Origin of the sequence: Streptomyces sp. NPDC059080 (assembly GCF_042739975.1) — a bacterium.
GTDB lineage: Bacteria > Actinomycetota > Actinomycetes > Streptomycetales > Streptomycetaceae > Streptomyces > Streptomyces benahoarensis.
Window position 1 is genome coordinate 38,128 of record NZ_JBHYGX010000006.1, and the last position, 17,622, is coordinate 55,749.

Genomic DNA, 17,622 nt, shown 5'->3' on the forward strand with positions numbered 1-17,622 from the left:
GATCCACTCAACTCCCTTATGAACAAAGGGTGTTGTTATCGCCGCAGCGACTTCCCGAACCCGGCGGCCAGCGGCATCCGCAGGCCCAGCGGCGGCGGCGCGGCCATCGCGTCCTGCACCGGGCGGGCGAAGTCGTGGGCGAAGAGCGCGCCGAGCAGGAAGTCGACGGCCAGCGCATGGACCTCGGAGCGGTGCTGGAGCAGCGCGTGACCGTCGGAGTGCACCTCGAACCGGCAGGTGTCCCGGTTGATCTTCTTGGCGCGCTCGGCGTAGCGGTACGACAGCTCCGGGCCGGTGCGCCCGTCGTTCGTCCCGTGGACCAACAGCACATGGCGGCCGATGAGTTGCTTGACCGGATCGGCCGCCCGCCGGGCCGGGCCGTCACCGGGCGCCTCCGCGCCGTCCGGCCCGGCGTCGTCCACCGCCTCCGGGGAGCCGCCGTCCGTGCCCGGTTCCGGGAACCACGGTGCGAGCCCCAGTACCGCGCCGACGGCCGGATGGCCCGCCGCATGCAGCGCCGCCCGCGCGCCCATGCCCGCGCCGACCAGGCAGACCGGTACGTCGCCGTAGCGCCGTACGACCTCGGCCACCGCCCAGGCGGCGTCCCGCGCCGGATCGGCCGCGTCGCCGTTCCAGCCCCGGCGCCGGTAGCGCACCACATGGGCGGTGAGCCCCTCGGCGCGCCCCGCGCGGGCCAGCCGGCCGGCGAGCGGCCGGACCGCGAGCGCCGACAGCGGCGACGGGCGTCCCGTACCGTCCGGAGCGCCGTCCGGCAGTAACAGCGCCACCCCGCTCACCGAACGCCCGGACCGGCCCGCGCCGCTTCGCTGCAGCGTGGCGCGTACCCCCTCGTCGCCGGACGCTCCCAGCGGTTTTCCCAGCCGGGCGTCACGCACCGGCAGTGCTTGCTGAGCCATGCCCAGAACGATGGCAGATCGCGGGGGACGGGCCACCCCGTGGACGGGTCACCGTTACGTATCGTTCGGTGAGTTCTACGCGCGTAGGCGCTAGAGTGCCGCAATGACGAGCGAGACCAGCACCCTCCCGACCAGTGACCAGATCCGGCGCGCACCGAAGGTGCTGCTCCACGATCACCTCGACGGCGGACTGCGCCCCGGCACCATCGTCGACCTCGCCCGCGACCGCGGCTACGCCGGACTGCCCGAGACCGACCCGGAGAAGCTCGGGATCTGGTTCCGCGAGGCGGCCGACTCCGGTTCGCTGGAGCGCTATCTGGAGACCTTCGCGCACACCTGCGCCGTCATGCAGACCCGCGAGGCGCTGACCCGGGTCGCCGCCGAATGCGCCGAGGACCTCGCCGCCGACGGCGTCGTCTACGCCGAGGTCCGCTACGCCCCCGAGCAGCACCTGGAGGGCGGGCTGACCCTCGAAGAGGTCGTCGAGGCGGTCAACGACGGCTTCCGCGAGGGCGAGCGGCGGGCCCGCGCGGCCGGTCACCGCATCCGCATCGGCGCGCTGCTCACCGCGATGCGGCACGCCGCGCGCGCCCTGGAGATCGCCGAACTCGCCAACCGCTACCGCGACCTGGGCGTCGTCGGCTTCGACATCGCGGGCGCCGAGGCGGGCTACCCGCCCACCCGCCACCTCGACGCGTTCGAGTACCTCAAGCGCGAGAACAACCACTTCACCATCCACGCGGGCGAGGCGTTCGGGCTGCCGTCGATCTGGCAGGCGCTCCAGTGGTGCGGCGCCGACCGGCTCGGCCACGGCGTGCGGATCATCGACGACATCCAGGTCGGCGACGACGGCACCATCACCCTCGGCCGCCTCGCCTCGTACGTCCGCGACAAGCGCATCCCCCTGGAGATGTGCCCCAGCTCCAACCTCCAGACCGGCGCCGCCCCCTCGTACGCGGAGCACCCGATCGGGCTGCTGCGGCGGCTGCAGTTCCGGCTCACCGTCAACACCGACAACCGGTTGATGAGCGGCACGACGATGTCCCGGGAGTTCGCGCACCTGGTGCGGACGTTCCGGTACACCCTCGACGACATGCAGTGGTTCACGGTCAATGCGATGAAATCAGCATTCATTCCTTTCGATGAACGTCTCGCCATGATCAACGACGTCATCAAGCCGGGCTACGCGGAGCTGCGCGCGGAATGGCTCTTCCCGAAGGCGGCCCCAACTTCCGTGTGACAAACGGGTTCTGAGGCGGCGTGAGCCGCTCACCGGGGAGCGGACGGGACGGCCGGGGCGATGCGCACCGGCCGTTTTCCCGTGTCCGGGGACGTTTGCGGCGCTACCGGCGGCTCACTACGTTGCGTTGCCGGTCGACTCCCCATCATGAGGACGTAATTGCGATGAAGCAGGGAACCATCAAGACGCTCGGCACCGCCCTCCTCGGCGTGGCCTTCGCCGCCACCGCCGCGGGCTCCGCGTCCGCCGCCCCGGCGGTCGACGCCGGACAGCTCGGCGGCGTGCTCAAGAAGCTGCCCGTGAAGCAGACGGCCACCACCGTCTCCGGCGTCTCCAAGACCGCCCACTCGGCCACCGGCGACATCCAGGCCGTCCCCCACGCCAAGGGCAACCACCTCCTGGGCGGCCTGCCCACCCAGGCCCTCGGCAAGGCCCTCCCCCTCGGCGGCTGATCCCGGCACAGCCCGCCCGTGCCCCGGTCCGACACCCCCGTACGGACCGGGGCACGGGCGTGCCCGGGCCCGTACGCCGCCGGTCACCAGGCGCCGGCGGGGCTCTCCGACTCGGCGGGCAGCAGCAGCCACAGCGCCAGGTAGACGAGGAACTGCGGGCCGGGCAGCAGACAGGAGAGGACGAAGATCACGCGCATCGTCGTCGGCGTCGTACCGAAGCGACGGGCCAGGCCCGCGCAGACTCCGGCGATCATGCGGTTGTTGCGGGGGCGGACCAGTGCGGCGGCCATGAGGGCTACTCCTTCTCGACGGTGCGGAGCGGATTGCCCCGACACCTCAAAGGTAGGTACGCGACGCGGAGAGGACATCAGCCTTCGGAAGGGGGCCGACCCTGGTGATTTTCGGGGTCGGACCCCTGAGATCCTCAGCCCGCCGGCGGAGCCGCGCCCGGGCCCCGGGGACGACGGCGAGATGCGCCAGGGCCACCCCCAGGACGTTCAGCAGCAGCGTGTCGATGTCCGGCACCCGGCCCGGCACCGACCCCTGCAACGCCTCCAGAACCAGCGCCAGCAGCCCGCCCGCGCCCACCGTATGCAGCAGGGACAGCACCGGGGAAACGTTCAGGCGCCCGGCGGCCAGCGGCAGCAGCACGCCCAGCGGGGCCAGCATCAGCAGCGGGACGCCGAGGTCGCACACCGCCGCCCACGGGCCGCGGGCCAGCGCGGCGCCGATCGTCGCCAGCGGTTCGACATTCGCCTCCGGGACCCAGGGCACCGCCCGGGGCCACAGCATCAGAAGGCCGACGGTCAGCAGATGCACCACGAGGAGGATCCGTCCGGTGGCGCGCATACGGAAGGTGGCGAAAACGCCGGGGCCATGCTGCACACAGCCCAGGACGCCGGGAGCGGCGGCCGCGGTTCCGCCCGCATCCACCCGAGTGCGGGCAAGGCGGGTGGAATCCCGCCCCCGGTCCGGGGCTGCCCCCTACGGCACGATCGGCGTCTCCTCGACCGTGTCCCGCCCCGTGTCCGGGTGGGCGCGGACGTCGGCCGTGCAGGCGTAGCGGTGCGGCTCCGCATCGTCCGGGCCGCCGAGGATCGCCCGCCGGGGGTGACCGAGCGGCGCGGAGTCGCCGAAGGTGCAGGCGAGCTGGGCCAGCGCGAAGGACGGCAGGGCGTCCGGCGGGACGCTCAGCCGCAGGGTCCCCGACGGATCGCCCGGCCGCGCCCCGGCGATCGTCAGGTCCTCCGGCACCGCGGACGCGAAACCGGCCTCCTCCTCGCGCGGCGACGGCGGACGGCGCAGCTCGTCGAGGAGGGCCCGGGCCGCCCGCAGCCGCACGGTGTCCGCAGGCCGGTCCGCGGTGCGCGGCACGGTACGGGCGACGGGCACCAGCGCCCCGCCGCACACCAGATACACCCTGGCCGGTATCCGGTCGGGACCCTGCTCGTCCGCGCCTCGCTCCCGTACCTCGCAGCTGACCCGGGACGGCGCGCCCCCGGCGTCCACCGGGACGGTCGTGCCGCGCACCCCGCAGCCGGCCAGCGTCAGGGCCGCGACAGCGGTCAGCGCACCGGCCGCCGGACGCCGCAGCCGCCCGTCCCGGCTCACCGCCCGTCCTCCGTACCGCACCGGGCACCGCCGCCGTCGGCGCCCGGTGCCCGGGGCGCACCGCCGCCGTCGGCACGGTCGTCCCCGGCCAGCCGGGAGGCGTCCATCGGCAGCCGCAGCGTGAAGACCGCGCCGCCCTCGGGAAGGTTGTCCGCGGTGATCTCGCCGCCGTGGATGTGCGCGTTCTCCAGGGCGATCGACAGGCCCAGACCGCTGCCGTCGGAGCGGGGCCGGGACGCGCTCGCCTTGTAGAAGCGGTCGAAGACGTGCGGCAGGACCTCCTCGGGGATGCCCGGACCGTGGTCGCGCACCCGGATCAGCAGGACGCCGCCGGGCGCCGGGCCGTCGTCCGGCTCCCCGCCGGACGCCGCCGCGCCGCTGTCCGCGCCGACCGCGCCGACCGCCCACCGGTGCTCCGCCCCCGCCGCGTCCTCCGTACGGACCGACACCCGCACCGGCGAGCCGCCGTGCTTGAGGGCGTTGCCGATGAGGTTGGCGAGGATCACGTCGAGGCGGCGCGGGTCGAGGCGGGCGACGATGCCGCGGTCGGCGTCCAGCTCGACGGCGTCCAGCCACGCCCGCGCGTCGATGCACGCCGTCACCTGGTCCGCGACGTCGACGTCGTCCAGCACCAGCCGGGCGGTGCCCGCGTCGAAGCGGGTCACCTCCATCAGGTTCTCCACCAGGTCGTTCAGCCGCCGGGTCTCGCTCACCACCAGCCGCACCGCGGGCTCGATCATCGGGTCGAGGGAGTCGGCCTCCTCCTCCAGGACCTCCGAGACCGCGGTGATCGCCGTCAGCGGCGTCCGCAGCTCGTGCGACATGTCCGCGACGAACCGCCGCGACGCCGCCTCCCGCGCGCTCAGCTCCTCCACCCGCTGCTCGACCTGCTCCGCCGTACGGTTGAACGTCCGCGACAGATCGGCCAGTTCATCGGTGCCGGTCACCCGCAGCCGGGTCTCCAGGCGCCCCTCGCCCAGCTGGCGCGCCGCGTACCCGAGCCGCTGCACCGGGCGCAGCACCATCGTCGCGGCCGCCTGCGCCAGCAGCGCCGAGCCGACCAGCGCCAGCGCCGTCGCGATCCCCAGCGACCAGGCCAGTGAATTGAGGTCCTGCCGCTCCGTCGCCAGCGACTTCATCAGATAACCGGTCGGCCCGCCGCCGGTCACCTTCGCCCCGGCGATCAGATACGGCACGCCCCCGACTTCCTTGCGCTGCCAGTACAGGTGGTGCGAGAAGCGGTTGGCGTCGTCCACCGGACGCGCGGTGCCGACCGCCGTGCGCAGCGACTCCGGGACGCTCCCCGGCGTCAGCAGCTTCCGGTCCGTCGCGGCCACGCACTCCTTGCCCTCGGAGTCCGTACCGGTCAGCAGCACCGCGTAGTTCTGCGGCCCGGCTGCCATCTGCCGCGCCGCGTCCTGGAGCTCCCCGCACCGCGGCTGCACCGGCAGCGCACCGGCCCGCTCGCCCAGCGCCGTGCGGAAGTCCTTGAGCACCGCGTTCTGGGTACGGTCGAGCACGGTGTTGCGGTTGAGCCAGTACGCGATCCCGGACGCGGAGACCGCCGCCGTCAGCGCGACCAGCGCGAAGACGAACACCAGCCGCATCCGCAGGCTCGTCCAGCGCAGCAGCCCCGCCGCCCGGCGCCGGAACCGCGGCAGCCGCCGGGCGCGGTCCGCCGCCCCGGGGGAGCCGTCCGTCACTGCGGGGTGTCCAGCCGGTAGCCGACCCCGCGGACCGTACGGATCAGCGTCGGCGACGACGGGACGTCCTCGACCTTGGCCCGCAGCCGCTGCACACAGGCGTCCACCAGCCGCGAATCGCCCAGGTAGTCGTGTTCCCACACCAGCCGCAGCAGCTGCTGGCGGGAGAGCGCCTGACCGGGGCGGCGGCTCAGCTCCAGCAGCAGCCGCAGCTCCGTCGGGGTCAGCTGGAGGTCCTCGCCGTTCTTGGTGACCGTCATCGCCGAGCGGTCGATCATCAGCGAACCGAACGTCGCCGAATCGCTGGACTCCCGCTCCCCGCGGCGCAGCACGGCCCGGATCCGGGCGTCCAGCACCCGGCCCTGGACGGGCTTGACCACATAGTCGTCCGCTCCGGACTCCAGGCCCACCACGACGTCGATGTCGTCGTTGCGCGCGGTCAGGAGAATGATGGGCAGTTGGTCCGTACGCCTGATCCGCCGGCACACCTCGAAACCGTCGATGCCCGGCAGCATCACATCCAGCACGATCAGATCCGGCCGCTGCTCACGCAGCAGCTGGAGGCCGTCCTCGCCCGACGCCGCGGTCACCACATGGTGACCTTGGCGCGACAGCGAGAGTTCGAGAGCCGTGCGGATGGCGTCGTCGTCCTCGATCAGCAACAGGAAAGGCACGTCCGCCATTCTGGCCCATGGCCCCCCGCCGCATCGACCGGCCGGTGCCGCGGAACGCCGACCTGTCTCCCGGACGCCGCCGGCCGCTCCACGAAGAGCGCAAAAGACCCCCCGAGGCACATCTCCCACCGCTGTGACGTGCACATCGAGCATGTCGCGGCCCCCTGTGACACGGCTGTGACAGTCGACGGACACCGCGATGAAACTGCCTTGGCAGGGTTCTTGGCACCGGGAGGGACACCGACCGGAACAGACAGACGAACCAGGCTCTACCGACGGGGGGCGCGAGATGAACACCAAGCACGCCACGAGCACCGGCGCGGTGGTCACGCGTCTCCACGACGTTGCACGGGCCGCCGAGAAGTCCGGTGCTGCGGGAGGGCGGGGGTGCTTCCGCGGCACCGGACGTCAGCGGCAGCCGTACCGGATCGCCGTCGACGCCACGGTGAACGGCCCGGCGCCCGCCGGACCGCCGGAGGCCCCGGCGCCCACCGCGTCCGCCGCCGCGTCCGACGCCGCCTTCACCGCGTACGTACAGGAGCGCCGCGCCGCGCTCTACGCCACCGCCTACCACCTGACCGGCGACCGCTACGAGGCCGAGGACCTGCTGCAGAGCGCGCTGTTCTCGACCTACCGGGCCTGGGACCGGATCAGCGACAAGGCGGCGCTCGGCGGCTACCTGCGGCGCACCATGACGAACCTGCACATCAGCGCGTGGCGCCGCCGCAAGCTGAACGAATACCCCACCGAGGAACTGCCGGAGACGGCAGGCGACGCGGACGCGATGCGCGGCACCGAACTGCGCGCGGTGCTCTGGCAGGCGCTGGCCCGCCTTCCCGAGCCGCAGCGCACGATGCTGGTCCTGCGCTACTACGAGGGCCGCACCGATCCGGAGATCGCGGACATCCTCAACATCAGTGTCGGCACGGTCAAGTCCAGCATCTGGCGCTCGCTGCGCCGGCTGCGCGAGGACGAGGTCCTCAGCTTCGGCCGTGACGAGGAGGAGTCCTTCGGCGAGCTGGTGGCCTGAAGGATGGGGAGAAGCCCGAGGGGTTGAAGGGCTGCGGACACGTCCCGGACACGGGGGATACGGGGGAACCGGCCCGAGCGGAGCACTCCGCGACGGCCGGACGTACCCGGGACGCGTCCGCGAACAAGGGGAAAACGGGGGAGCACAAGGGGGAGCACGGGGGAAGACGAAGCGGGTTCGGACTGCCGGGGGGGCTGTCCGAACCCGCTTCGTCGTGTGTACGGAGGGGGCGGCCGACCGAGGGGCCCACCGAGGGGCCGGGCCGCTCCGCAGCGACGCCCCCTGGGCGAAGTCCCCTGTCACAGGGCCTCCTACCGCAAGACCTCCTACCGCAGGGCCTCTTCCTGCACCTCGACCGTCGGCTCGAACCGGACCGGGAACGCCACGGAGTTGGCGATGAAGCACGTGCGGTGCGCCTCGTCGTGGAGTGCGAGCGCCCGCTCGCGCATGGTCTCCGACACCACCCGCACCCTCGGGTGCAGTACCGCTTCCGTGAACGCGCCGCCCCCGGAGCCGTCCTCCGCCATCGTGGCCCCGGAGATGTCCTCGTAGCCGTTGACCGTCACGCCGTTCACGGAGCACAGCGCGAGGTAGGTCAGCATGTGGCACTGGGACAGCGAGGCGAGCAGCAGCTGTTCCGGGTTCCAGGCGTTGGTGGAGCCCAGGAACGCCGGGTCGGCGGTGCCGAAGAGTGGCGGCGGGCCCACGGAACTCACCTCGTGCCCGCGGTCGTAGTCGCGGTAGCCGCTGGTGCCCGTGCCCTGGTCGCCGGTCCAGACGACGCGGGTGCGGTAGGTGTGTTCCCTGGCCTTCGGCATGAACGTCCTCCTGAGACGCCGTTCGCGTTGCGGCACCGGATCCGGCCGCCGGGCTCAGGAGCCTACGTGTGTCACTTCCGGCCCGCCGACGTACGGGAGATCCCCGCCCCTTCGGGGGGTTCCGTCTCCCCGGGGCGCCCGTCCGGGCCCGCCGCCTGCGCCGCCGCTATCCGGGCCAGCGCCTCGGGCCGGGCGCACGGATGGGCGCCGAGCGCCGACTGCCGCGCCACCACGGAGCGTTCGGTCCGCAGCAGCCGCAGCCCGCGGCGTATCAGGTACGGCACCGGCTTACGGCTCTCGCGGACGTCCCGCAGCAGCCGTCGGCGGAACGTCGTGGTGGGCCGTCCGCGCAGGCAGAGCGCGTCGGCGAGCAGCCCGGCGGCCCGGCAGCGGTCGATCACCTCGGCGGCGAAGATGCCCTCCGCGACGAAGAGCGCGGCGCCGTCCAGCGTGACGTCCGCGACGCCGGTGCGGGCGCTCGCCCCGATGTCGTACACCGGGACCGCCGCGCGGCCCTCGTGGCAGAGCGCGGTGACGGCGGCGAGCGCGGCGTCCGCGTCCCAGGACAGCGGCGAATCCCAGTCCGCGCCGCCGCCGTCGGGCAACTGCGGCAGCGTCGGGTCGGTGCCCTCCTTGTAGAAGTCGTCGAGCCGGAGCACCGGCAGGCCCGTACGGGCGGCGAGGGAGGACTTGCCCGATCCGGAGGGACCGGTCAGCAGCAGAACGCGGGCGGGGCGCCGGGCGGCGGACGGAAAGCTCACGGGACCCCATTGTCCGGCATGAGGCCCGCCGGGCCACCCCCCGTCGCGGAGTGGATCGACCGGTACCCCATCAACTACGCTGTGCGGTCACGCGATTACCCAACGTTCCCTACGTTCCCTCTCTCGTGGAAGGTTCCCCACCGGGCCCCTTCCGCCCCACAGGCAGGTGGCAGCGCATGGCCTCACACGCACGTCCCAAGCCCAACCGGCTCCCCCGTACGCTCCTGCGGGCCTCGCTCGCGGTCTCCGCGGCCGGAGCCGCGCTCGTGGCGGGCGGCGGCGCGGCGAGCGCGGCACCGGTGAAATCCACCGACACCGGCGCCACCGCGTCCGCGCTCTCCGGCGCGCTGCTCAACTCCGTGGCCGGGGCCACCGGCCCGGTCAAGAACCTCCAGCTCGACCCGCTGGCCAACACCTCCGTCGACCCGCTCGCCAACGCCGTCGGCACCCAGATCGCCGACTTCAAGCCCGTCGGCACCCAACTGGCGACCGACCCGGTCACCAAGGGGGGCGCGCTCAAGGACCTGCCGCTGATCGGCGCGGTCACCCGCCTCCTGCCGTAGCCCGGCCCGGACAGCGGAACGGGCCCCGACCCATGGAGGGTCGGGGCCCGTATCGCCGCGCCGGGGTGTCAGACGCCCATCGGGTGCCACACCGTCTTCGTCTCCAGGAAGGAGAGGAGACGGCCGGTGCCGGGATCGGCGGACCAGTCCACCGGGGCCGGGCGGCGCACCCGCTTGAGGTTGTCCGCCGCAGCGGCCTCCAGCTGCGCCGCCAGCTCCGCGTCCGCGCCCGCCAGGTCGAGGGCGTTCACGTCCTGATGGGCGGCGAGCGGCGCGCCCAGCTCCGCCGTACGGCCGGAGAGCAGGTTGACCACACCGCCCGGCAGGTCGGACGTGGCCAGCACCTCGGCCAGCGACAGCGCGGGCAGCGGGGCGCGCTCCGACGCCACCGCGACCACGGTGTTGCCGGTGACGATCGCGGGCGCCAGCACCGACACCAGCCCCAGGAACGACGACTCCTGCGGCGCCAGCACCGCGACCACGCCGGTCGGCTCGGGCGACGAAAGGTTGAAGTACGGGCCCGCGACCGGGTTCGCGGAACCGGCGATCTGGGCGACCTTGTCGGACCAGCCCGCGTACCAGACCCACCGGTCCACGGCCGCGTCCACCTGCGCGGCGGCCTGCGCCTCCGGCAGCCCCTCGGCCGCCGCGACCTCCGCCGTGAACTGCTCCCGGCGGCCCTCCAGCATCTCCGCGACGCGGTAGAGGATCTGCCCGCGGTTGTACGCGGTCGCGCCCGACCAGCCGCCGAACGCCTTGCGGGCCGCGACGACCGCGTCCCGCGCGTCCTTGCGGGATGCCAGCGGCGCGTTCGCCAGCCAGTTGCCCTCGGAGTCGGCCACCTCGTACACCCGCCCGCTCTCGGAACGGGGGAACTTCCCCCCGACGTACAGCTTGTAGGTCTTGAAGACGGAGAGTCGGTCAGCCATGGTGCTCGCCCTTCGGGGTCGACGGGGTCAGGTACGCCGCCAGACCATGGCGGCCGCCCTCGCGGCCGTGGCCCGACTCCTTGTAGCCGCCGAACGGCGACGTCGGGTCGAACTTGTTGAAGGTGTTGGACCAGACGACCCCGGCGCGCAGCTTGTTCGCCATCCACAACATCCGCGAACCCTTCTCCGTCCAGATCCCGGCGGAGAGTCCGTAGGGCGTGTTGTTGGCCTTGGCGACGGCCTCCTCCGGCGTACGGAACGTCAGTACCGACAGGACCGGGCCGAAGATCTCCTCGCGGGCGATGCGGTGCGCCTGGGTGACGCCGGTGAAGAGCGTCGGCGCGAACCAGTAGCCGGACGTGGGGAGCGCGCACTCCGGGGACCAGCGCTCGGCGCCCTCGGCCTCGCCCGCGTCGGCGAGCGCGGTGATCCGGGCCAGCTGCTCGGCGGAGTTGATCGCGCCGACGTCGGTGTTCTTGTCGAGCGGGTCGCCCACGCGCAGCGTCCGCATCCGGCGCTTGAGCGCGGCCAGCAGCTCGTCCGCGACGGACTCCTGGACCAGCAGCCGCGAACCGGCGCAGCAGACATGGCCCTGGTTGAAGAAGATGCCGTTGACGACGCCCTCGACGGCCTGGTCGAGCGGGGCGTCGTCGAAGACGATGTTCGCCGCCTTGCCGCCCAGCTCCAGCGTCACCTTCTTGTCGGTCCCGGCGACCGTCCGCGCGATGGCCTTGCCGACCTCGGTGGAGCCGGTGAAGGCGACCTTGTTCACGTCCGGGTGCGCGACCAGCGCGGCGCCCGTGGAGCCGTCGCCCGTCAGGATGTTGACGACGCCCTTCGGCAACCCCGCCTGACGGCAGATGTCCGCGAAGAACAGCGCCGACAGCGGCGTCGTCTCGGCGGGCTTCAGCACGACGGTGTTGCCGGTGGCCAGCGCCGGGGCGACCTTCCACGCCAGCATCAGCAGCGGGAAGTTCCAGGGGATGACCTGACCGGCGACGCCCAGCGGGCGCGGGTCCGGGCCGTAGCCCGCGTGCTCCAGCTTGTCGGCCCATCCGGCGTAGTAGAAGAAATGGGCGGCGACCTGCGGCAGGTCCGCGTCGCGGGACTCGCGGATCGGCTTGCCGTTGTCCAGCGTCTCCAGGACGGCCAGCTCCCGCGAGCGCTCCTGGATGATCCGGGCGATCCGGAAGAGGTACTTGGCCCGCTCGGCGCCGGGCAGCGCGGACCACGTCACGAACGCCATACCGGCGGCGGCGACGGCGCGGTCGACGTCGGCGGCCTCGGCCTGGGCGACCTCGGAGAGCACCTCCTCGGTCGCGGGGGAGACGGTCTTGAAGACCTTGCCGCCCGCCGCCGGGGCGAACTCGCCGTCGATGAAGAGTCCGTACGACGGCGCGATGTCGACCACCGAACGGGACTCGGGCGCCGGGGCGTAGGTGAAGGGCGTGGATGCGTCGAAAGTCATGGGTGCCTCAGTCCACCGTGACGTAGTCGGGGCCGGAGTAGCGGCCGGTGCTGAGCTTCTGGCGCTGCATCAGCAGGTCGTTGAGCAGGCTGGAGGCGCCGAACCGGAACCAGTCGGGGGTCAGCCAGGGGCCGCCCAGCGTTTCGTTGACCATGACGAGGTACTTCAGCGCGTCCTTGGTCGTCCGGATGCCACCGGCCGGCTTCACGCCGACCTGGACGCCGGTGGCCGCGTGGAAGTCGCGGACCGCCTCCAGCATCAGGAGGGTGACCGGCGGCGTAGCGTTGACGGCGACCTTGCCGGTTGACGTCTTGATGAAGTCGGCGCCCGCGAGCATCGCGAGCCAGGAGACCCGGCGGACGTTGTCGTACGTCTGGAGCTCACCGGTCTCGAAGATCACCTTGAGGTGGGCGGCGTCCCCGTCGGGCCGGGCGCACGCCTCCTTGACGGCCTTGATCTCCTCGAAGACCGAACGGTACCGGCCGGCGAGGAACGCACCCCGGTCGATGACCATGTCGATCTCGTCGGCACCAGCGGCGACCGCGTCCCGGACGTCGGCGAGCTTGACCGGCAGCGCGGCGCGGCCCGCCGGGAAGGCGGTCGCGACGGACGCGACATGGATGCCGGAGCCGGTCAGCGCCTCCTTGGCGGTGGCGACCATGTCCGGGTAGACGCAGATCGCGGCGACCTTGGGGGCGGTGCGGTCGGTGGGGTCCGGGTGGATGCCCTTGGCGCACAGCGCCCGCACCTTGCCGGGGGTGTCGGCTCCTTCGAGCGTCGTCAGGTCGATCATCGAGACGGCGAGGTCGATGGCGTACGCCTTCGCCGTCGTCTTGACCGAACGGGTACCGAGGGTGGCGGCACGGGCTTCGAGGCCGACCTTGTCGACGCCGGGGAGGCCGTGCAGGAAGCGGCGCAGCGCGCCGTCGTCGGCGGTCACGTCCGCCATCGACGCCAGCCGCCCCGCGGCTTCCTTGCCGTATGCGGGAACTGTGGTGGGCATGGTCACGAGGGGAGCATATCTACGCGCGTAGCGGCCTGTCATCCCCTGGGGAGGGGTTGGCGTGGGTGAGGGAGTGCGGGGGCGGGGCGCGCGCCGGGGGCGGGCGGTCCGGGCGTACGGGCCGGACGCGCACACCCGGCCGGACCGGGTACGGCATTCCGCCCGACTGATGCCGTAACGCAATGTCCGACATCCGGACGGTCAGGCAGAATCGGCAGCATGACGCGCCAGGAATCCGCCAGCACGGCCCCGCAGAAGTACGCCGAGCGCAGCTACCGCTCGCCCATGGGCCTGGTCGGCGGCGTGCTGCTGATCGCGCTCGGCCTCTGGCTCGGCGGCGACGCGGTGCTGCGCGGCACCGGGGAGACCAAGCTGACGGCGCTCTTCGCGCTGCTGCTCGGCGTGCCGCTGGTGGCCGCTTTCACGCTGCGCCCGGTGGTGAAGGCGGGCGAGGACCGGCTGCTGGTGCACAACCCGTTCCGGACCCTGACGCTCCCCTGGGGCGCGGTGGAGGACCTGCGGGCGTCCTTCTCCTGCGAGGTGTTCACCACCGGGGGCCGCAAGTACCAGCTGTGGGCGGTCCCCGTCTCACTCCGCCAACGCAAGAAGGCCGGCCGCCAGGCCGCCCGCGGCCCGGCCCCCCGCCGCTTCGGCCTCGGCGGCGACACCGGCCCGGCACCGCGCGCCATGGCCGACCAGACCGTGGACGAACTGCGCGAGATGAAGGCGCAGGCCGCCCACCGGGAAGGCGCGATCGGCGAGCCGGTGGTGCGCTGGGCGTACGGGGTCATTGCCCCGTGCGTGGTGGGGGCCGTGGGGTTGCTGGTGCTGTTGGCGGTGTAGGGGGCCTGGGGCGCGCTTCGTTCCCCGGGCCTTCGGGCGGGCCCACGCCGAGACGCGCGCCCGCCCGAAGGTGCCGTCCCGGACCACCCCCGCCCCCTCAGATCCCCGCAGCCCCCGCCAGATCCCCCTTCAACGCCGCAAGAACGACCGCCGCCCGCTCGCGAGCCTCCGGCAGGCCCTCGGCCGACGCGACCGGCAGGACGACTTCCAGGTAGCACTTGATCTTCGGTTCGGTGCCGCTCGGGCGGACCACGACGCGGCCGGCCGTCACGCCGTGCCCGGGGGCGCCGGAGAGGGTGTAGCGCAGGCCGTCCGTCGGCGGGAGGGACGCGGTGCCGCGGGCCAGGTCCTCGGCCGCGGACACCGGGAGCCCGGCGAGCGTGGCCGGGGGCGCCTCGCGCAGTCGGCGCATGGCGTCGGTGATCAGTGACAGGTCCTCGACCCGGACCGACAGCTGGTCGGTGGCGTGCAGCCCGTACTCGACGGCGAGGTCGTCCAGCAGATCGGCGAGCGTCCGCCCGGACTGCTTCAGCTCCGCGGCCAGCTCGGTGATCAGCAGAGCGGCGGTGATGCCGTCCTTGTCGCGTACGCCCTCGGGGTCGACGCAGTAGCCCAGCGCCTCCTCGAACGCGTACCGCAGGCCGTCCACCCGGGCCAGCCACTTGAAGCCGGTCAGGGTCTCCTCGTACGGCAGCGCGGAGGCGGCCGCGATCCGGGAGAGCAGGGACGACGAGACGATGGTGGTGGCGAACGTGCCGGATGCCTGCTTGCTGACCAGGTGCGCGGCGAGCAGCGCGCCGACCTCGTCGCCGCGCAGCATCCGCCAGCCCGCGTCGGTGCCGGGCGCGGGCACGGCCACCGCGCAGCGGTCCGCGTCCGGGTCGTTGGCGATGACGAGGCCGACGCCGGGGCCCGCGGCGCGGGCGGTGGCGAACGCCAGGTCCATCGCGCCGGGTTCCTCCGGGTTGGGGAACGCCACGGTCGGGAAGTCCGGGTCCGGCTCGGCCTGTTCCGCGACGACCAGCGGCGCCGGGAATCCGGCGCGGGCGAACGCGGCGAGCAGCGTGTCCCGGCCGACGCCGTGCATCGGGGTGTAGACCACGCGGGCGTCGCGCGGCGAGCCCGGGGTGAGGACCGCGTCGGTGCGCTCCAGGTAGGCGGCGAGGACGTCGTCACCGAGGGTCTGCCAGCCCGACTCCGGGCGCGCCACGTCGTGCAGCGAGCCGACCGCGGCGATCTCCGCGGCGATCTCGCCGTCGGCGGGCGGCACGATCTGGGAGCCGTCGCCGAGGTAGACCTTGTAGCCGTTGTCGCGCGGCGGGTTGTGGCTGGCGGTGACCTCGACGCCCGCGACCGCGCCCAGATGCCGGATGGCGAACGCCAGGACCGGTGTGGGCAGCGGGCGCGGCAGCACCGCGGCGCGCAGGCCCGCGCCCACCATCACGGCCGCCGTGTCGCGCGCGAAGTCGGCGCTCTTGTGGCGGGCGTCATAGCCGATGACGACGAGGCCGTCGCCGTCGCCGCGGCCCTTCAGGTACGCGGCGAGCCCGGCGGCCGCACGGATGACCACCGCGCGGTTCATCCGCATCGGGCCCGCGCCCAGCTCCCCGCGCAGCCCCGCGGTGCCGAACTGGAGGGTCCCGGCGAACCGGTCGGCCAGCTCGGCCGTGTCTCCCAGGCTCCCGGCGTCGATCAGCCGGGACAGCTCGTCGCGGGTCTGCGGGTCGGGGTCCTCGGCCAGCCAGGTCTGGGCGAGACGGATCAGCTCCGCGGGGTCGGTGGCCACGTGATGCTCCTGACGATGGTGGGTGGGGCGGGGGATGGGCGAGGCGGGACCGGGACGTCGTCCGGACGGCCGGGCGCCGGGCGGCTGCCGGACAGCTGGGCGCCCGGCGGCGTACGGGGCCGGGCCGACCGGACGGCGTGCGGGGCCGGGCCGACCGGACGGCGTACGGGGCCGGGGCGTACGGGCCGGGTACGGCGCCCCGCCCGCCCCGGCCGCCGGGCTCAGAGCTTGCCGAGCACCTGCGCCAGCAGGCTGCCCATCCGCGTCGCGGAGTCGCGGCCGGCCTGGAGGACCTCTTCGTGGTTGAGCGGCTCGCCGGTCATGCCCGCGGCGAGGTTGGTCACCAGGGACAGGCCCAGTACCTCGGCGCCCGCCTCACGGGCGGCGATGGCCTCCAGCACCGTCGACATGCCGACCAGGTCGGCGCCGAGCGTACGGATCATCCGGATCTCGGCGGGCGTCTCGTAGTGCGGCCCGGGGAACTGCGCGTAGACGCCCTCCTCCAGGGTCGGGTCGACCTCCTTGCACAGCGCACGCAGCCGCGGCGAGTACAGGTCCGTCAGGTCGACGAAGTGCGCGCCGGCGATCGGGGAGGTGGCGGTGAGGTTCAGGTGGTCGCTGATGAGCACCGGCTGCCCCGGACGCATCCCGTCGCGCAGGCCGCCGCACCCGTTGGTGAGCACGATCGTCCTGCACCCGGCGGCGACGGCGGTCCGCACGCCGTGTGCGACGGCGGCCACGCCGCGGCCCTCGTAGTAGTGCGTCCGGCCGAGGAAGACGAGCGCGCGCTTGTCACCGATGTGGTACGAGCGGATCGTGCCGCCGTGGCCCTCGACGGCGGGCGGCGGGAAACCGGGCAGCTCGGTGACGGGGAACTCGTGCTCGGGCGCGCCCAGCGCCTCCGCGGCCGGGGCCCAGCCGGAGCCCATGACCAGGGCGACGTCATGGCTTTCGGCGCCGGTGAGTTCGCGCAGGCGGGCGGCGGCGTCCCCGGCGGCGGCCTGCGGGGCGCGGGCGGGGTCCGTGGTAACAGATGCGTTCACGCGGACGAGGGTAGCGGGAAATCTCCTACGCGCGTAGATGCTGCTGCGTACAGGACCGGAAGGCGAGGGGTAAGGGGAGATGCAGGGCCCGGGTGGACGGGAGCTGAGGAGCTGGGTGGACGGGAGCTGAGGCGCCGGGTGGGCGGAAGCTGAGGCGCCGGACGGGCGGAAGCCAAGGGGCCGGGCGGGCGGCGCCGAAGGGGCCCGGAACGGCTGGCCGGGGACGCCCCTCCCGGGAGCGCCCCCGAAGGGCGGGCCGGACGCGCCGCCCGGCCGTCCCTCAGCAGGGCCGCTTGCGCAGCTCCATGACGTAGTCGTGCGGGGCGCCCGCCGATTCGGCGGCGTCGGCGATCTCGCCGAGGTAGCGGGCGGAGGGCAGACCGCCCTCGTAGCCGTTGAGGACGTAGATCCAGGCGGGCTCCTCGCCTTCGAGGGTGTGCACCCGCACCCGCATCCGGCGGTAGATGTCGAGGCCGACGCCCTCCCAGCGGTCCATGGAGTCCTCGTCCATGGGCGCGATGTCGTAGAGCGCGACGAAGACCTGCGAGCGCGGCGCCTCCACGATCGTGGCGAGGGCACCCTCCCAGCCCAGCTGCTCGCCGCCGAAGGTGAGCCGCCAGCCGTTGAGCCAGCCGGTGCCGCGCAGCGGGGAGTGCGGTGCGCGGCGGGACATCAGCCGCGCGTCGAGGTTGCCGGCGTACGCGGCGTAGAGCGACATGGTTCGAGGGTACGGGAGGCGGGCCCGCGCGCTCCTGGGGAACGGAGGATCCGGAGCCGGGAA

Annotated in this window: 19 protein-coding genes; 5 read left to right on the forward strand and 14 right to left on the reverse strand. The window is 73.5% G+C overall.

Translation table 11 applies throughout. The features are described from left to right. Positions 1-35 precede the first annotated feature (35 nt). Entirely contained in the window at positions 36-917 is an 882-nt protein-coding gene (locus ACFWWQ_RS06480; RefSeq protein ID WP_384591088.1) for an alpha/beta hydrolase family protein, read from the reverse strand. A gap of 103 nt (positions 918-1,020) precedes the next feature. On the opposite strand from ACFWWQ_RS06480, the gene ACFWWQ_RS06485 reads away from it, so the two are divergent. Together ACFWWQ_RS06485 and ACFWWQ_RS06490 are read left to right on the forward strand one after the other, a co-directional pair. Next, a complete protein-coding gene (locus ACFWWQ_RS06485; RefSeq protein ID WP_384591091.1) occupies positions 1,021-2,157 on the forward strand; it encodes an adenosine deaminase in 1,137 nt (378 codons plus the stop codon). A gap of 164 nt (positions 2,158-2,321) precedes the next feature. Beyond that, entirely contained in the window at positions 2,322-2,609 is a 288-nt protein-coding gene (locus tag ACFWWQ_RS06490; protein ID WP_384591094.1) for a hypothetical protein, read from the forward strand. Between the two features lie 83 nt (positions 2,610-2,692). Here the strand turns inward: ACFWWQ_RS06490 and ACFWWQ_RS06495 are convergent, their stop codons facing one another. The 5 genes from ACFWWQ_RS06495 to afsQ1 all read right to left on the reverse strand — a co-directional run bounded on the left by ACFWWQ_RS06495 (position 2,693) and on the right by afsQ1 (position 6,597). Then, complete coding sequence (locus ACFWWQ_RS06495) at positions 2,693-2,899, reverse strand: PspC domain-containing protein (RefSeq protein WP_384591097.1); 207 nt, start codon at positions 2,897-2,899, stop codon at positions 2,693-2,695. A 46-nt stretch (positions 2,900-2,945) separates the two neighbouring features. After that, positions 2,946-3,458, reverse strand: coding sequence for a VanZ family protein (locus ACFWWQ_RS06500; protein WP_384591627.1), 513 nt, complete (start codon positions 3,456-3,458; stop codon positions 2,946-2,948). Between the two features lie 135 nt (positions 3,459-3,593). Next, entirely contained in the window at positions 3,594-4,220 is a 627-nt protein-coding gene (locus ACFWWQ_RS06505) for a hypothetical protein (RefSeq protein WP_384591100.1), read from the reverse strand. After that, positions 4,217-5,827: an ATP-binding protein gene (locus ACFWWQ_RS06510; protein ID WP_384591630.1), complete on the reverse strand. Its 1,611-nt coding sequence runs from the start codon at positions 5,825-5,827 to the stop codon at positions 4,217-4,219. Before ACFWWQ_RS06510 ends, ACFWWQ_RS06505 begins: the two co-directional genes overlap by 4 nt. Positions 5,828-5,919: 92 nt before the next feature. Further along, positions 5,920-6,597, reverse strand: coding sequence for a two-component system response regulator AfsQ1 (gene afsQ1 / locus ACFWWQ_RS06515; RefSeq protein ID WP_384591104.1), 678 nt, complete (start codon positions 6,595-6,597; stop codon positions 5,920-5,922). Between the two features lie 289 nt (positions 6,598-6,886). On the opposite strand from afsQ1, the gene ACFWWQ_RS06520 reads away from it, so the two are divergent. Continuing rightward, positions 6,887-7,627 (forward strand): SigE family RNA polymerase sigma factor, encoded by a 741-nt coding sequence (locus tag ACFWWQ_RS06520; RefSeq protein ID WP_384591107.1) that lies wholly within the window; start codon positions 6,887-6,889, stop codon positions 7,625-7,627. A 326-nt stretch (positions 7,628-7,953) separates the two neighbouring features. Here the strand turns inward: ACFWWQ_RS06520 and ACFWWQ_RS06525 are convergent, their stop codons facing one another. After that, entirely contained in the window at positions 7,954-8,445 is a 492-nt protein-coding gene (locus ACFWWQ_RS06525; RefSeq protein ID WP_384591110.1) for an OsmC family protein, read from the reverse strand. 71 nt (positions 8,446-8,516) lie between these two features. After that, positions 8,517-9,206, reverse strand: coding sequence for an ATP-binding protein (locus ACFWWQ_RS06530; RefSeq protein ID WP_384591113.1), 690 nt, complete (start codon positions 9,204-9,206; stop codon positions 8,517-8,519). A gap of 176 nt (positions 9,207-9,382) precedes the next feature. Between ACFWWQ_RS06530 and ACFWWQ_RS06535 the strand changes: the two genes are divergently transcribed. Further along, positions 9,383-9,769, forward strand: coding sequence for a hypothetical protein (locus tag ACFWWQ_RS06535; RefSeq protein WP_384591116.1), 387 nt, complete (start codon positions 9,383-9,385; stop codon positions 9,767-9,769). 68 nt (positions 9,770-9,837) lie between these two features. On the opposite strand, the gene ACFWWQ_RS06540 is transcribed toward ACFWWQ_RS06535, so the two are convergent. From ACFWWQ_RS06540 to deoC, 3 genes are read right to left on the reverse strand one after another with little or no spacing between them, the layout of a single operon-like run. Further along, on the reverse strand, positions 9,838-10,698 hold the full coding sequence (locus ACFWWQ_RS06540) for an aldehyde dehydrogenase family protein (RefSeq protein WP_384591118.1): 861 nt from the start codon (positions 10,696-10,698) through the stop codon (positions 9,838-9,840). Then, on the reverse strand, positions 10,691-12,166 hold the full coding sequence (locus ACFWWQ_RS06545) for an aldehyde dehydrogenase family protein (RefSeq protein ID WP_384591121.1): 1,476 nt from the start codon (positions 12,164-12,166) through the stop codon (positions 10,691-10,693). The genes ACFWWQ_RS06540 and ACFWWQ_RS06545 overlap by 8 nt, the downstream gene beginning before the upstream one ends. 7 nt (positions 12,167-12,173) lie before the next feature. After that, a complete protein-coding gene (deoC, locus tag ACFWWQ_RS06550; protein WP_384591633.1) occupies positions 12,174-13,169 on the reverse strand; it encodes a deoxyribose-phosphate aldolase in 996 nt (331 codons plus the stop codon). A 219-nt stretch (positions 13,170-13,388) separates the two neighbouring features. Between deoC and ACFWWQ_RS06555 the strand changes: the two genes are divergently transcribed. Continuing rightward, positions 13,389-14,012: a PH domain-containing protein gene (locus ACFWWQ_RS06555; RefSeq protein ID WP_384591124.1), complete on the forward strand. Its 624-nt coding sequence runs from the start codon at positions 13,389-13,391 to the stop codon at positions 14,010-14,012. A 97-nt stretch (positions 14,013-14,109) separates the two neighbouring features. On the opposite strand, the gene ACFWWQ_RS06560 is transcribed toward ACFWWQ_RS06555, so the two are convergent. The 3 genes from ACFWWQ_RS06560 to ACFWWQ_RS06570 form a co-directional block, all read right to left on the reverse strand. Beyond that, entirely contained in the window at positions 14,110-15,798 is a 1,689-nt protein-coding gene (locus ACFWWQ_RS06560; protein WP_384591127.1) for a phospho-sugar mutase, read from the reverse strand. Positions 15,799-16,019: 221 nt separating this feature from the next. After that, complete coding sequence (locus ACFWWQ_RS06565; RefSeq protein ID WP_384591130.1) at positions 16,020-16,841, reverse strand: purine-nucleoside phosphorylase; 822 nt, start codon at positions 16,839-16,841, stop codon at positions 16,020-16,022. Positions 16,842-17,121: 280 nt separating this feature from the next. Continuing rightward, positions 17,122-17,559, reverse strand: a complete 438-nt coding sequence (locus tag ACFWWQ_RS06570; RefSeq protein ID WP_384591133.1) for a gamma-glutamylcyclotransferase — start codon at positions 17,557-17,559, stop codon at positions 17,122-17,124. Positions 17,560-17,622 lie beyond the last annotated feature (63 nt).